General features: G+C 66.2%; 18 protein-coding genes. 11 read left to right on the top strand and 7 right to left on the bottom strand.

Annotated elements, in window-relative coordinates:
• Positions 1-92: 92 nt before the first annotated feature.
• Complete coding sequence (gene msrP, locus ACOOHP_RS16575; RefSeq protein ID WP_420467592.1) at positions 93-1070, top strand: protein-methionine-sulfoxide reductase catalytic subunit MsrP; 978 nt, start codon at positions 93-95, stop codon at positions 1068-1070.
• Positions 1070-1693 carry a sulfite oxidase heme-binding subunit YedZ gene (locus tag ACOOHP_RS16570; RefSeq protein WP_420467591.1) on the top strand — a complete coding sequence of 208 codons (624 nt, stop codon included), beginning with the start codon at positions 1070-1072 and terminating at the stop codon, positions 1691-1693. Before msrP ends, ACOOHP_RS16570 begins: the two co-directional genes overlap by 1 nt.
• Before the next feature lie 36 nt (positions 1694-1729).
• Here the strand turns inward: ACOOHP_RS16570 and ACOOHP_RS16565 are convergent, their stop codons facing one another.
• From ACOOHP_RS16565 to ACOOHP_RS16545, 5 genes are all read right to left on the bottom strand, one after another.
• The gene (locus ACOOHP_RS16565) at positions 1730-2596 is read right to left on the bottom strand and encodes a PPK2 family polyphosphate kinase (protein WP_420467590.1); all 867 of its coding nucleotides are present in this window, start codon (positions 2594-2596) and stop codon (positions 1730-1732) included.
• A gap of 18 nt (positions 2597-2614) precedes the next feature.
• Positions 2615-3349 carry a PAQR family membrane homeostasis protein TrhA gene (trhA, locus tag ACOOHP_RS16560; RefSeq protein ID WP_420467589.1) on the bottom strand — a complete coding sequence of 245 codons (735 nt, stop codon included), beginning with the start codon at positions 3347-3349 and terminating at the stop codon, positions 2615-2617.
• On the bottom strand, positions 3339-3779 hold the full coding sequence (locus ACOOHP_RS16555) for an NfeD family protein (protein WP_420467588.1): 441 nt from the start codon (positions 3777-3779) through the stop codon (positions 3339-3341). The genes trhA and ACOOHP_RS16555 overlap by 11 nt, the downstream gene beginning before the upstream one ends.
• A gap of 14 nt (positions 3780-3793) precedes the next feature.
• Complete coding sequence (locus ACOOHP_RS16550) at positions 3794-4750, bottom strand: SPFH domain-containing protein (RefSeq protein WP_420467587.1); 957 nt, start codon at positions 4748-4750, stop codon at positions 3794-3796.
• A 75-nt stretch (positions 4751-4825) separates the two neighbouring features.
• The gene (locus ACOOHP_RS16545; protein WP_420468733.1) at positions 4826-5239 is read right to left on the bottom strand and encodes a SufE family protein; all 414 of its coding nucleotides are present in this window, start codon (positions 5237-5239) and stop codon (positions 4826-4828) included.
• A 77-nt stretch (positions 5240-5316) separates the two neighbouring features.
• On the opposite strand from ACOOHP_RS16545, the gene rph reads away from it, so the two are divergent.
• From rph to ACOOHP_RS16505, 8 genes are all read left to right on the top strand, one after another.
• Complete coding sequence (gene rph / locus ACOOHP_RS16540; protein WP_420467586.1) at positions 5317-6030, top strand: ribonuclease PH; 714 nt, start codon at positions 5317-5319, stop codon at positions 6028-6030.
• A 241-nt stretch (positions 6031-6271) separates the two neighbouring features.
• Complete coding sequence (locus ACOOHP_RS16535) at positions 6272-7168, top strand: alpha/beta hydrolase (RefSeq protein WP_420467585.1); 897 nt, start codon at positions 6272-6274, stop codon at positions 7166-7168.
• Between the two features lie 280 nt (positions 7169-7448).
• The gene (locus ACOOHP_RS16530) at positions 7449-7745 is read left to right on the top strand and encodes a c-type cytochrome (protein ID WP_420467584.1); all 297 of its coding nucleotides are present in this window, start codon (positions 7449-7451) and stop codon (positions 7743-7745) included.
• Positions 7742-9001 (top strand): FCSD flavin-binding domain-containing protein, encoded by a 1260-nt coding sequence (locus ACOOHP_RS16525; RefSeq protein WP_420467583.1) that lies wholly within the window; start codon positions 7742-7744, stop codon positions 8999-9001. Before ACOOHP_RS16530 ends, ACOOHP_RS16525 begins: the two co-directional genes overlap by 4 nt.
• Entirely contained in the window at positions 8970-9692 is a 723-nt protein-coding gene (locus ACOOHP_RS16520; protein WP_420467582.1) for a hypothetical protein, read from the top strand. Before ACOOHP_RS16525 ends, ACOOHP_RS16520 begins: the two co-directional genes overlap by 32 nt.
• On the top strand, positions 9689-10288 hold the full coding sequence (locus ACOOHP_RS16515) for a hypothetical protein (RefSeq protein ID WP_420467581.1): 600 nt from the start codon (positions 9689-9691) through the stop codon (positions 10286-10288). The genes ACOOHP_RS16520 and ACOOHP_RS16515 overlap by 4 nt, the downstream gene beginning before the upstream one ends.
• Positions 10285-10803, top strand: coding sequence for a hypothetical protein (locus ACOOHP_RS16510; RefSeq protein ID WP_420467580.1), 519 nt, complete (start codon positions 10285-10287; stop codon positions 10801-10803). The genes ACOOHP_RS16515 and ACOOHP_RS16510 overlap by 4 nt, the downstream gene beginning before the upstream one ends.
• A gap of 26 nt (positions 10804-10829) precedes the next feature.
• Complete coding sequence (locus tag ACOOHP_RS16505) at positions 10830-11549, top strand: hypothetical protein (RefSeq protein ID WP_420467579.1); 720 nt, start codon at positions 10830-10832, stop codon at positions 11547-11549.
• Between the two features lie 39 nt (positions 11550-11588).
• On the opposite strand, the gene ACOOHP_RS16500 is transcribed toward ACOOHP_RS16505, so the two are convergent.
• Together ACOOHP_RS16500 and ACOOHP_RS16495 are read right to left on the bottom strand one after the other, a co-directional pair.
• Positions 11589-12032, bottom strand: a complete 444-nt coding sequence (locus ACOOHP_RS16500; RefSeq protein ID WP_420467578.1) for an anti-virulence regulator CigR family protein — start codon at positions 12030-12032, stop codon at positions 11589-11591.
• Positions 12033-12103: 71 nt separating this feature from the next.
• Positions 12104-13057 (bottom strand): DUF4382 domain-containing protein, encoded by a 954-nt coding sequence (locus tag ACOOHP_RS16495; RefSeq protein WP_420467577.1) that lies wholly within the window; start codon positions 13055-13057, stop codon positions 12104-12106.
• A gap of 172 nt (positions 13058-13229) precedes the next feature.
• Between ACOOHP_RS16495 and ACOOHP_RS16490 the strand changes: the two genes are divergently transcribed.
• Positions 13230-13643 (top strand): DUF4124 domain-containing protein, encoded by a 414-nt coding sequence (locus tag ACOOHP_RS16490; RefSeq protein ID WP_420467576.1) that lies wholly within the window; start codon positions 13230-13232, stop codon positions 13641-13643.
• Positions 13644-13646: the final 3 nt, after the last annotated feature.

Genomic DNA, 13646 nt, shown 5'->3' with positions numbered 1-13646 from the left:
CATGCCAGGCGGACCGGTCCGAGTGTCGCCTTCGGCTCCAGGCTGAGATGCTGGCGGCGGTCGAATCGGGCGCTGCCGGGACGAAACTTCGCATGCTGATCCGTCGTACTCCGCCGTTCCCCGTCCGCGCCAGCGAGATCACGCCGGAGCGGGTGTATCTGGATCGCCGCCGCGTCATTGCCGGACTGGGCGCGGGCGCCGCAGTGGTGCTCGCAGGTTGCGGTCCGTCCGGCGTTGGGGCGGAGGCACCCGGCCTGCCGGACGCTGCGGCGGCGCTGGCCGACCTCGAGGCCGGTCCGAGACAGGACCTGGCCGGTGGCGAGGCCCTGACCTCGTACGAGTCGGTGACCACCTACAACAACTACTACGAGTTCGGCACCGGCAAGACCGACCCCGCGCGCAACGCCCACACGCTCCGGCCAAGCCCGTGGACGGTCACGGTGGACGGTCAGTGCGATGCCCCCGGCACCCTGGACGTCGACACGCTGATCCGCGACAGCCAACTGGAAGATCGCATCTATCGCTTCCGCTGCGTGGAGACCTGGAGCATGGTGGTGCCTTGGGTGGGTGTGCCCCTGGGGTCCATCCTGCAGCGCTTCAGGCCCAACTCGCGGGCGAAGTACGTGGCATTCGAGACTCTGCACGATCCGGTGCAGATGCCGCGCGCCGCGTACAGCGGCCTGCAGCTGCCCTATGTCGAGGGCCTGCGCATGGACGAGGCCCTGCACCCGCTGGCCTTCGTCGCGGTGGGCCTTTACGGCAAGGTACTTCCCAATCAGAACGGCGCGCCGCTGCGCCTGGTGATGCCGTGGAAGTACGGCTTCAAGAGCATCAAGTCCATCGTGCGCATCCGCTTCACCGAGCGCCAGCCGCCCACCACCTGGGGTCTGCTGGCCTCCGACGAATACGGGTTCTTCTCCAACGTGCAGCCGGACGTGCCGCACCCGCGCTGGAGCCAGGCCAGCGAGCGGCGTCTGGGTGAGTTGTTCAAGCGTCCGACGCTGCCGTTCAATGGCTATCCGGAAGTCGCAGAGCTGTACGCCGGCATGGACCCGGTGGTCTATTTTTGATGGCGCCGTCGCGCCCGAAGCGGCTACCGCTGTTGTGGGCCTTTCGCACGGTCGCCTGGGGTTTGGGCCTGTGGCCGGCGCTGGAACTGAGTTGGCGCATCGTCCAGCAGCAGCTCGGTGCCAATCCGGTGGAAGCCGTGTCGCACCTGACCGGTATCTGGGCATTGCGCCTGCTGCTGCTCACCCTGGCGATGACGCCGCTGCGTCAACTCACCGGCCGAGTCGAATTCGTGCAGGTGCGGCGGCTGCTCGGCTTGTGGGTCTACGCCTGGGTCTGCGTGCACTTCGCGGTCTACCTCACGCTCGACCTGCAATGGTCTCTGCCGACGCTGGCCGAAGACCTCGTCGAGCGACGCTATCTGACCGTGGGCTTCGCCGCCTGGATGATCCTGCTACCACTGACGGTGACCTCCACGCCAGGCTGGCAGCGACGGTTGAAACGCAACTGGAAGCGGCTGCACCGGCTGGTCTACATTGCGGCCATGCTCGGCGTGCTGCACTTCATCTGGCTGGTGAAGTCGGACTTGCGGGAGCCCTTGCTGTATGCCGCGATTCTGGCGGTGCTGCTGGGCTTTCGGGTGGCTCGCAGTTGGAGAAGCGGCGTTGCGGTTGCGGCCAACTGAGAGCCGGCTTCCGATCATGCGCGAGCGGTCGCAACCTCAGCCCAGCAACTTGCGCATCTCGTCAAACTTTGCGCGCTCCGCCGGGTCCAGCTTCGGCCAGCGCAGGTCCAGCGATTGCAGGGTGCGCACCACGATATCGGCCACCGTGGCGCGCATATAGGGTTTGCTGTCCGCAGGGATCGCGTACCACGGCGCGTGATCGATGGAGGTGGCGTTGAGCGCGGCCTCGTAGGCCTTCATGTAGTCCGGCCAGCGCGCGCGGGAAGCAAGATCGCCGGATTCGAATTTCCAGTTCTTCTCGGGTTCGTCGAGACGGGCCAGAAAGCGCTCGCGCTGTTCTTCGAGCGAGACATTGAGCCAGAACTTGAGGATCACGGTGCCGTTGCGGGCCAGGTGTTTTTCGTGATCGCGAATGGATTCGAAGCGCTCTTCCCACGCCCGGTCCAGCCCGGGCCGGTCGGGCAGGTTCTGGCGGTCGAGAAACTCGGGTTGCACGCGCACGGCGAGCACTTCCTCGTAGTAGCTGCGGTTGAACACGCCGATACGTCCGCGCTGGGGCAGGCAGCGCGCGGTGCGCCAGAGGAAGTCGTGGTCGAGCTCGGTCTCCGACGGCCGCTTGAACGAGTAGACCTCGCAGCCGGCCGGGTCGACGCCGGACAGCACGGCGCGGATGGTGGAGTCCTTGCCGGCGGCGTCCATGGCCTGGAACACCAGCAGGATGGCGTGGTGATCGTAGGCGTAGAGGATTCTTTGCAGCTCCGCCAGCGTCTCTACCGCGTCCTCGAGCTGCTGCTTGAGGTCTTTCTTGTCCGGCGCCTTGGCCGGCGGTCGCGTCGGCGACTTCGCGACGCGGAACGTACCGTCGAACGGCACCAGATAGGGGCTGGCCACGGCCTTGAACATGCGCAGACTCCTTGCGGTTCAGCCCGGCGGCCCGGGCACCACGTAGAAATACACGGTGAACCAGTGCAGCACGCTGCCGCCGAGCACGAACAGATGCCAGATCGCGTGGTGATAACGCAGCCGCTGCCACACGTAGAACGCCACGCCGCCACTGTAGACCACGCCGCCGGCCGCCAGCAGCAGCAAGCCCTCCGGATCGAGCCGGTCCCATAGCGGCTTGACCGCGACGATCGCGCACCAGCCCATCAGCAGATAGATTGCCAGCGAGATGGTTTCGTAGCGGCCGGTGGTGAAGATCTTCAGGGCCACGCCGATCGCCGCCAGCCCCCAGGTGAAGCCGAACAGGCTCCATCCCCAGGGGCCGTGCAGGACCACCAGGGTGAACGGCGTGTAGGTGCCGGCGATGAGCAGGAAGATCAGCGAATGATCGATCACCCGCAGCACATGCCGCGCACGCGGCAGCGGAATGCTGTGATAGAGCGTGGAGGCGGTGTACATCATCACCAAGGTGGCGCCGAACACGCTGCAGGCCACCACATGCAGGGCATCGCCGTAGAGCGCCGCGCGCACCACCAGCACGCACAACCCGACGATGGCCAACACCACGCCCAGGCCGTGGGTGACGGCGTCGGCCAGATGCTCGCCGAAGCTGTAGACGCGGTCGCGCGTGCTTTCGAGTGCGTGGGGGACCGCAACCCGGGGCAGTGGCTGACGCAGCGCGCCGCGTCTGGGGTGGCGGCCGTTACTCCGCACGCTCGACCCGCAGGGTCGCTCCTTCGGTCTTGATCACGCGCACGGGGGTCCCTTCCGGCAAGTCCGGGCCGGCCACGCGCCACTGCGAATCGTCCACTTTGAGCTTGCCGACACCGTTGATGATGGGCGCGCTCAGGGTGAACGTACGGCCCACGTAGGATTCGCCGCGGCGGTTGAGATTGGGCGCGTCGCTGGGCCGCTCCGGCGGGCGCAGTTTGCGGTAGACGAAGAAGCTGGCCAGCGACAGGATCGAAAACAACACCAGCTGCACCGGCCAGGTGATCGGCACCACCCACATCGCCAGCCCTACCACCATCGCCGAGATGCCCATCCACAGCAGGATCAGGTTGGCGGGAATGAGCATTTCCAGCACCAGCAGGGCCAGCCCCAGAATGAACCAGTGCCAGTAGACCGCGTGTTCGAGGAACATGACGGCGCCCCGCGTCAGCGCGCGGCGGGGGTGGTGGGCACGCCAGCCTTCTTCGCCAGCTCCGCAATGCCACCCAGCGCACCGATCACGTTGCCGGCTTCCAGCGGCATCAGCACCAGCTTCTCGTTGGGACTGGTGGCGATCTGGCCCAGCGCCTCGATGTACTTGGTGGCCACGAAATAATTGATGGCCTGCACATCGCCGGTGGCGATGGCCTGGCTCACCATGGTGGTCGCCTTGGCCTCGGCCTCCGCCTCGCGCTCGCGTGCCTCGGCATCGCGAAACGCGGCTTCGCGGCGGCCCTCGGCCTCCAGAATCTGTTCCTGCTTCATGCCCTCGGCACCCAGAATCTGCGCCTGCCGTTCGCCCTCGGCTTTGAGGATGGCGGCCGCACGAAAGCCCTCGGCTTCCAGAATATTGGCGCGCTTTTCGCGCTCGGCCTTCATCTGCCTGCCCATGGCGTTGACCAGGTCGGTGGGCGGGCGGATGTCGCGGATCTCGATGCGCGTGACCTTGATGCCCCAGGGCGTGGTGGCATCGTCGACCACGGTCAGCAGCTTGGCGTTGATGTGGTCGCGCTGGCTGAGCAGTTCGTCCAGATCCATCGAGCCCATCACCGTACGCAGGTTCGTCATGGTGAGCTGCATGGTGGCCAGCTCCAGGTTCTGCACCTCGTAAGCGGCCTTGGGCGCATCCAGAATCTGGAAGAACACCACGCCGTCCACGCCGACCATGGCGTTGTCCTTGGTGATGACTTCCTGGCTGGGCACGTCCAGCACCTGCTCCATCATCGACAGTTTGCGGCCGATGCCGTCGATGTAAGGAACCAGCCAGTGCAGCCCCGGCGAAAACGTGGCGCGATACTTGCCGAATCGTTCGATCGTGTACTCCATGCCCTGCGGCACGGTGACTACCCCTTTCCACAGGGTGACGATGGCGAAGATGACGATGGCGACGGCGACGAAGTCCATTTTTATTCCCCGGTATGAATGCGCTTGGAGTATCGCACGCGGCCCGTGGCGGTCCAGCGTCGGGCGTGGCCGCGGTCACGCCGCGGCGGTGGCCGCCATCTGCTTGATGCGTTCTACCATGGCGTAAAAGCCGTTGCGCCGGTTCATGCTGATGTGCTGTTCCAGGCCCAGGCGGGTGAACGCCGCGGCGATGTCCATGTCCAGAATCTCCTGCGGCGTCTTGCCGGAAGTCAGTCCCAACAGCAGCGCAATCAGGCCTCTGACGATGTGGGCGTCGGAGTCGCCGCGAAACGCCAGCGTCTTCTGCGCGCCGTCGTGCACCGTGTGCGCCAGCCACACCTGACTCATGCAGCCGCGCACCTTGTGGGCGTCGTCCTTCTCCTCGTCCGGCATCGGCTCCAGCTTGCGCCCCAGCTCGATCAGGTAGCGGTAGCGCTCTTCCCAGTCGCCCAGCAGTTCGAAAGTATCGGCCAGCTCGTCTATATCCATCGCGGCATTGTAAAGGGGCACACCGGCGACTCGCGGCTAAGGACTACAATCCGCGCTTTGCCTAATGGAGACGCCCCTTGGCCCGTCCGTCCGGTCGTCAGCCCGACCAGCTTCGCAACGTCTCCATCCAGCGCCGCTTCACCTGCCATGCCGAGGGTTCGGTGCTGGTGGCATTCGGCGACACCCAGGTGCTGTGCACCGCCAGCGTCGAAGAGCGCGGTCCGGCGTGGAAGAAGGACGGCGGCTGGGTCACCGCTGAATACGGCATGTTGCCGCGCGCCACCCACACGCGCGGACGGCGCGAGGCGGCGCAGGGCAAGCAGACCGGTCGCACTCAGGAAATCCAGCGTCTGATCGGCCGCTCCCTGCGCGCGGTGGTCGATCTGAGCGCGCTCACCGGTTTCACCATCACCCTGGACTGCGATGTGTTGCAGGCCGACGGCGGCACCCGTACCGCCGCGATCACCGGCAGCTACGTGGCCCTGGTGGACGCGGTCACCGCAATGAAGGCCAGGCGCCAGATCAAGGGCAATCCGGTACACGGGCAGGTCGCCGCGGTCAGCATCGGCATCCACCAGGGCCAACCGGTGCTGGACCTGGACTACGCGGAGGACTCCGACTGCGAGTGCGACATGAACATCGTCATGAACGAGGCCGGACATTTCATCGAGGTGCAGGGGACCGCGGAGGGTCACGCGTTCCGGCGCGACGAGTTCAACCAGCTTCTGGATCTGGCCCAGGGCGGCATCGCGCAACTGATCGAGGCACAGCGCGCCGCGCTGGCGGGCTGAGCCGGCGCGGCCGCCGGCCTCCACGCGCTGCAACATCGTGTTCAATGCAGGCGGCAACAAGCCGCGGTCTTGACGTCTCGCCGCCCACAACCGGGCAAGGGACCAGCCGGATGCCGGCCCGCATCGTTCTGCATTAACGTTGCCCCCAGCGCCCTGATGCGGGCTCTTCAAGCACCGCATCGATGCCCGTGGCGCGGCTCGGCACAGACCGACGTTCAACCGCACAACAGGAGAAGTCCGCATGTCGCAAGCACAACTCGATGCCGTGATCCACGATGTGGTCGCCTGCTTCGGCGCCTGGGGCGCCGACACCACCCTGGAACAGATGCGCGAGGACTGGGATGCCGTGTCCAGCAGCGTGCCGTCCAAGGTCGGCGCCCGACAGGAAGCCGTGAACGCGGGCGGCGCCAAGGCGGTGTGGTTCGTCGCCCCCGGCGCCAGCGCCGACCGCGTGGTGCTGTATCTGCACGGCGGCGGCTACGTCTTCGGCGGTCCGCGTTCGCACGGCGGGCTGGCCGCGCAGTTCTCGGCCTCGGCACAGGCCCAGGTGCTGTTTGTCGACTATCGCCTGGCGCCCGAACATCCGTTTCCGGCGGCGGTGGAAGACAGTCTCGCCGCCTACCGTTGGTTGCTGGACCAGGGCGTCAAGCCGCAGCGCATCGCCATTGCCGGCGACTCGGCCGGCGGCGGCCTGACATTTGCCACCCTGGTGGCAATCAAGCAGGCCGGCCTGCCGATGCCGGCCTGCGCCACGCCGATCTCGCCCTGGGTGGACATGGAAGCCACCGGCGACACCATGACCACCAAGGCCGATGTCGATCCCATCGTGCAGAAGGCCATGATCCAGCAACTGGTGGGCATGGTGGTCAAGGCCGAGCAGGCACGCGACCCGCTGATCTCGCCGCTGCACGCCGACCTGTCCGGCCTGCCACCGATGCTGATCCATGTTGGCGAACGCGAAACGCTGCTGGACGATTCGCGCCGCATTGCGGCCCGCGCCGAACAGGCGGGCGTGAAGGTCAAGCTGGACGTGTGGGACGGCCAGATCCACGTCTTCCACGTGTTCTGCGCGCGCCTGGACGAGGGCGTAGAGGCGATCGAGCAGCTCGGCGCGTTCGTGCGTCAGCACACCACCTAAGCACGCTACGAGCGGATGCAAAAAACAGGATCGTCATACCGGCGAGGGCCGGAATCCAGTCTGCGATGTTGGAGTAAGGCTTGCAGAATCTGGATTCCGGCGCGCGCCGGAACGACGATCTGGACAGAAATTTTCCTCCACAGGTGAAGACCCACCGACTGCCGGTACGCATCGCATTGCAGATGCCAACGCGGTCTCATTCCTGCCACTTCGCGGCGCCTGCCGAGTCCGTCCAGAATCCCGGCCTTGATCACCACACCACCCTGCGCAAGGCGCGTGCGTGAAATTCCTCCTGCAAATCCTGTCGTCGCTGCTCCTGGCGGGCCCTGCGCTCGCCGCGATGGCGGGCGAGCCCGACACCTTGAACCTGTCTTGCCCGGTCTGCCACGGCGACGGCCAGGCACCGCCTCAACAGCTGCCACGCCTGCAGGATCTGAGTGCCGCACGGATCGAACAACGTCTGCGTGGCTATCGCGACGGCAGCCTGGACGGTACCGCCATGCCGCGGTTGGCCGCGCCGCTGAGCGACGAGGACATCGCCGCCCTGGCCGCGCACTTCGGCGACCGCAGGCGGTGAATCGCCGCCGCAGAAACCTGCTGCTGGCGGGCCTGGCCGCGACCCTGCCGCTGCGTGTGCTGGCCGGCGCCCAGCCGCGTGCGCGGGTGATCGTCATCGGCGGCGGATTCGGCGGCAGCACCTGCGCGGGCACCCTGGCGCGGCTGGCGCCGGACGTGGAGATCACGCTCATCGAGCCACGTCCGCATTTCTTTACCGGGCCATCGACCAACGCCGCCATCGCGGGCGTCTGCGCCGAAGGTGACATCGTGCGCGGCCCGGCGCATCTGGGCACCGCAAAACTGCGTTGGCGCGCGCAGCGCGCGGTGGCGCTGGACCCGGTGAGCCGCCGCGTCACCTTGGACGACGGCACCCAGCTCGGCGCCGACCGTATCGTGCTGAGCCCCGGCGTTTCCATACGCTGGGACATGATCGATGGCTTGAACGCGGACACCACCGACGGCATGCCGCACGCCTGGCTCGGTGATGCCCAGGTTTCGACCTTGCGGGCGCGCCTGCACGCCCTGCCCGATGGCGCCACCATCGCGATCAGCGCGCCGGCCAATCCGTACCGCTGCCCGCCGGGGCCGTACGAGCGCGCCAGCCTGATGGCCTGGCACCAGTTGGCGAAGGGGCGACGCAGCAAGATTCTGCTGCTCGACGCCAAGGACGACTTCACCAAGCACGCGCTGTTCCGCCTGGGCTGGGACACGTTGTATCCGGGCTTGATCGAATGGGTGCCACGTGCAGCGGGTGGCGAAGTGGTGGCCGTCGATTCCAAACGCGGCGAACTGTACCTGCACAACGGCACCCGCATCGGCGCTGACCTCGCCAGCGTGATTCCGCCGCAACGCGCGGCCGTGATTGCACAGGCCGCGGACCTGACCGACGAAAGCGGCTGGTGTCCGGTACAGGCCCCGAACTTCGAATCCACCCGCCATCCCGGCATTCATGTGATCGGCGATGCGGCCGCCGCACAACCCATGCCTAAATCCGCTTTCAGTGCCAACGGGCAAGGCAAACTCGTTGCCCTGTCGATCACCGCCGAGCTGGACGGCCTTGCGCCACCGCGCGCCTACCTGCCCAACACCTGCTATAGCCTGCTGGCACCCGATTACGCCATTTCCGTGGGTGGCACATTCGGTGTGATTGCAGATCGTCTGAGCACGCTCAGCGACGCCAGCAGCCCGCTTTCCGCATCGCGCGACGTTCGCGCACTCGAGGCGCGTTACGCGCAGGACTGGTATGTCCACATCACTCGCGACACCTTTGGTTGAAAGATGGGCCGAACCCGATGGCGCGGTGCTGCTGCGCTGGCTGCTGCTCAGCGGCGCCTGCCTGTTCGGCGTACAGATGGCCTGGTCGCTGGGCCTGCTGCAGAAGGTGCTGCTGACCGACAGCACGCAGATCTCCGCAGTCATCATCGTGATCTATCTCGGCTGCGTGGCACACGGCGGCTGGCGCGCGCTGCAGTTGTCGCGTGCGCATCGCGCGTTTGCGCGGGTGCGGGCCTGCTTTCGCGGCAACCGCCACCTGCCGCCGGAGGGCGGCACCGAAGACTGGGCCGGTGGCTACTGCCACGGGCTGGTGAGCCCCACCGCGGATCGCGCGGGCCTGCGTGAAATCCTGGAAGAACAGGCGCGCGGCTCGCACGAAGCCGGCTGGTTCCTGTCCAGCATGCTGCTCAAACTGGGGCTGCTCGGCACCATCGTCGGCTTCGTGTTCATGCTCGGCGCCATCGACGCGCTCAAGACGCTGACCTACGCCGACCTGCCGCAGATGCTGGGCCGCATGGGCGCCGGCATGGGCGTATCGCTGTACACCACCCTGGTCGGCCTGCTCGCCAACATCGCGCTGGGCCTGCAAAACCTGATGCTGGATCGCTCCGCCGAACGCCTGGTCGCGGGCACCTTGGCGTTCGCCGAGCGCGAGTGGCTGCCGCACACCAGGGCGGAGACCCGCCCTTGAAGCGAGGCGCCGGCCGCAGTCATTACGACCAGGATCCGTTCACGGACCTGCTGTTCAACGCGCTGCTGGGCTTTACCCTGCTGTTCATGATCGCGGTCACCTCGATCAATCCACCGACCAAGGACGGCGACATCCCCGCCAAGGCCGAGATGATCGTCACCACCACCTGGGCCGACGGCGGCGACGACGATATCGACACCTGGGTTGAGGCGCCCGACGGCGAAGTGGTGTGGTACCGCAACCCGGAAGGCGGCCTGATGCATCTGGATCGCGACGATCGCGGCGTCGAGAACGACAGCCTGCTGGTGGACGGCCGCAACGTGGTCAATCCGCTCAACCAGGAGGTGGTGACCGTGCGCGGGCTGCTGCCCGGCGACTACACCGTCAACGTGCATCGCTATCGCGCGCGCGGACCCGACCTGCTGCCGGTGGAGGTGAGCGTGGTCAAGGTCAATCCGCGGCTCGAAGTGGTGTACTACGGCACCGTCGAACTCGGCGCCGAAGGCCAGGAGAAAACCGCAGTGCGTTTCAGCGTGGCCCGCGACGGCAGCGTCTACGGCATGAATACCCTACAGAAGAAACTGGTTTCGCAATGACTCTCCATCTCGTGCTGCTCAGCGGCCTGTATGCCGCGCTCTGCCTGCTGTTTCTCTACTTGCTGATCGGCACGCGCTTGCCGTGGCTGGTGCGCGCCGGCCTGGTGGTGGTGTTCACCGGCGCCTACTTCGGCAGCTGGCTGCTGTGGCAGGACCTGGCCGGCTGGCCGGCTCGCGCGGTGCTGCCGGACCGCTTCCTGTTTCATGCCGCCACCATCACCGAGCCGGACGAGGAGAAGGCCGAGCCCGGCTCGATCTACCTGTGGCTGACCGAACTGCACGATGAAGACGGCCCCATCGCCAAGCCGCGCGCCTACCGCGTGCCCTATCTGAAGTCGCTGCATTCGCAGGTGCAGGAAGCCGAAGCGCGCATGCGCAACGGCCTGCCCCAGATCGGCGAACGCAAGTTCGGGCCCGAGGGCCAGATCAGCGTCGCCGGGACCATGAAGCGCAAGGAAGACGAACAGCAGTTCGAATTGGGCAATCTGCCCAGCCCCGCGCTGCCGGAAAAGTGAGGTCGTCCATGGTTGTGATCGCCCGCATGAATCGGCGACCCGCCGGTCGTGTCGCGCTGCCGCTCGTGGCCGCTGTCGTGCTTGCCGCCTGCAGCCAGCGTCCGTCCACTGACGACTTCTTTCCGCTGCAGCCGGGCCTGCGCTGGAATTACGAGGTCCATGAGCACAGCGCGGTCACCGATGCGCGGCGCGAGCTGAGCATCCGCAACCTTGGCGCCGAGACGCGCGAGGACCGCCGCTACACCCGGCGCCTGGCCAGCGACGGCAACGAATACTGGCTGGAAGTGGTGGACGGGCGGCTGCAACGCAGCGGCCTGCGCACCGCCATCGATCGCGAGCCGCGGCTGGACATCACGCCGCTGACCGTTCTCAAGATGCCGCCGGAAGTGGGTCAGGCCTGGGAGATCGAGACCTGGCCCTACATCCTGGAACGCATCGAGCCTTTTCGCGAACGCTTTTCCCAGGATCGATCGAAGCGCGTCGAAATGCGCATGCAGGTCACCGCCCTGGACGCCATGGTGGAAGTGCCGGCCGGCCGCTTCGAGAACTGCCTGCGTCTGGATGGCGAAGCGGTGCTCAATGTGCTGGCCGACGCCCGCATCGGCGCCTCCGAAGTGCCGATCACGCAGACCGAGTGGTACGCCCCGGGGGTCGGCCTGGTGCTGCTGGAACGCGAGGAGAAACTGGATACCCTGCAGATCGTCGGTGGCAAGGTGCGCATGCAGTTGCTGTCGTTCGAGGACTGATCCATTGAGCAGACCTGCAATGACGCGACAACCGGGGCGTCAGTCGAACACGCCCAGCAAGACATCGGCAATGACTGCGGTGGCGATGGCAATCAACACCAAGTCGGAGCCCACCACCTGCCACTCGTAGCCGGGATAACGCGGCAACTCCGCCAGCAGCGGACCCGGCACTGCGCGCCGTGCCAGGCCCGGCGGCAGCGGCTTGCCGCGCGCCAGATTCTTGCGGATGCCGGGCGGCAGGCTGTCGTATCCGGTGACGCGATGCGACAACGCCAGGTTGCGCGCCACGTCTACCGTGATGTCGGCACGGATTAGGGTTGGCTGCGGGTGGCGCACGTCGTTGCGCGAAGACGTAGTCTGCGGGTGATGGCGCTTGCCATGACTCTTGTTGTTGCCCTTGCCCGGCGGCGGTTCCGCCACCGCTGCGGCCGCCAGAAACAAGGTCGCGCAAACCGACAGCGCGGTACCGGTAAGCATCTTCATCTGTTCATCTCCGCATGACAACGATCGGCAGCCACGCCGTTCCCGGTATTGCAATGACGCCCGGATGGCTCTCAGAAATCCACTTGCGTCGCTTCGCCGGCCACGACGAGCACGTCAGCCGGCAGGATGAACTCGATGTCGTCGTCGACCGGTGCAGGGGCATCGTCACCGGCCTGGCAGCTCAGTGCCACCGTGTAGTCGCCTTCCAGCAGGAAGCCGACTTCGTAGGTGAAGCTCTGCGGCACACCCACACCGGGCTCCGGTTGCAGCAGCGCGGTGGTCAGCGACTCAGGGTCGCTGCCGTCGAAGTCGTCGGGCGTCTGTCCGGCGCCGGAGAACACGTACACCGCAGCGCCGACACCACTCACCGGATCGGAGGTGCAGGATGCGTCGGCCAGCAGGGCGGGATCGACCTCGCCCACCAGGGTCCCCACCGCCGCGTTGTCCACCACCCGCAGTACCGGCCGCAGGTTGTAGCAGCCGGTGACGCCGCGTTCGGCAATGGATTTGCGCAGATCGAAGTCCACGGTGTAGGCGGCGCTGCCGCCAGCGGCGAGCGTGATCGGACCCTGAATCTTCAGTCCCGTCTGCGCGCCGCTCGGCACGATCAGGGGGTAATCCACGCCATCGACGGTGATGTAGTTGGGATGGTCCGGATTGCTCTGCACGGCGTTGCAGTTCGCACTGGTCGGCCCATCGACGATCAGGCGAATCTGCTCGTACACGCCCACCGGAACCTGACGGTCCTGGATCAGGAAAAACTGCCGGTCGCCCTGCTGCTCCAGGAGGTCCACCGACACCGGCTCATCGAACACAAAGCTCTGACGGACCTGATCGTCACCATCGAGCAATTCGATGGCGGTGAACGTCACCACCACGGCTTCGGCGTCATCGACCGGTGCGTCAGTCACGCCGACGCTCAGCGATGCTGTCTGGGTGCCGTCGAGACCACCTCCTCCGCCACCACAGCCCGCGGTCAAAAACGCCATTGCCGCGATAGCGGCCAGATATCCATTCTTCAGCATCGTGTTCTCCGTCGTCGTGGTCCGCCGGTGCGCCCTCAGAACAGCACCTGCCGGACAGCCAGTGGAAATACCCCGGCACATATCGTAGAAATGCTGCCGGCATTGCGGGAACTTCTCCCGTTGCTGGTGAACGCTCGCTGAGCGAACGACAGGTCCTTCCGGAATGAACGTCATGAACCGCCTCGTATTCGCCGCCCGTATCGGCGCCATCTTGCTTATCGCAAGCGCTCCATCGCATTCGCGAACGGTGTACCAGTGGACCGATGCTCAAGGCGTGGAGCACTACAGCGATACGCCGGTGGCGGGCGCTCGCAAGGTCTGGATTGAGGATTCACTGGTCGAGAACGCCCCGCGCCTGCCGGCATCTGCACAACCTGAAAGCAGCGCCGCGGGCGCCAACATCGCGCAGGAAGATTCCAACGCTGCGCAGTGCATACTCAAGCGCAAGCAACTGGAGCAGTACCAGCGCTCAGTGAGCATTTCCGAACGGGATCATCTGGGCAACGAGCGCGAATACAGTGCGAGCGAGCGCGCTCAACTCATGGAGCTGACCCGCTCCGAGATGGAACAGGCCTGCGCATCCTGATCT

The organism is Panacagrimonas sp. (assembly GCF_965216805.1).
Classification (GTDB): Bacteria; Pseudomonadota; Gammaproteobacteria; order Nevskiales; family Nevskiaceae; genus Panacagrimonas.
Note: the sequence above shows the minus strand (reverse complement) of the source record. Positions and strands in the feature narration are given on the sequence as shown.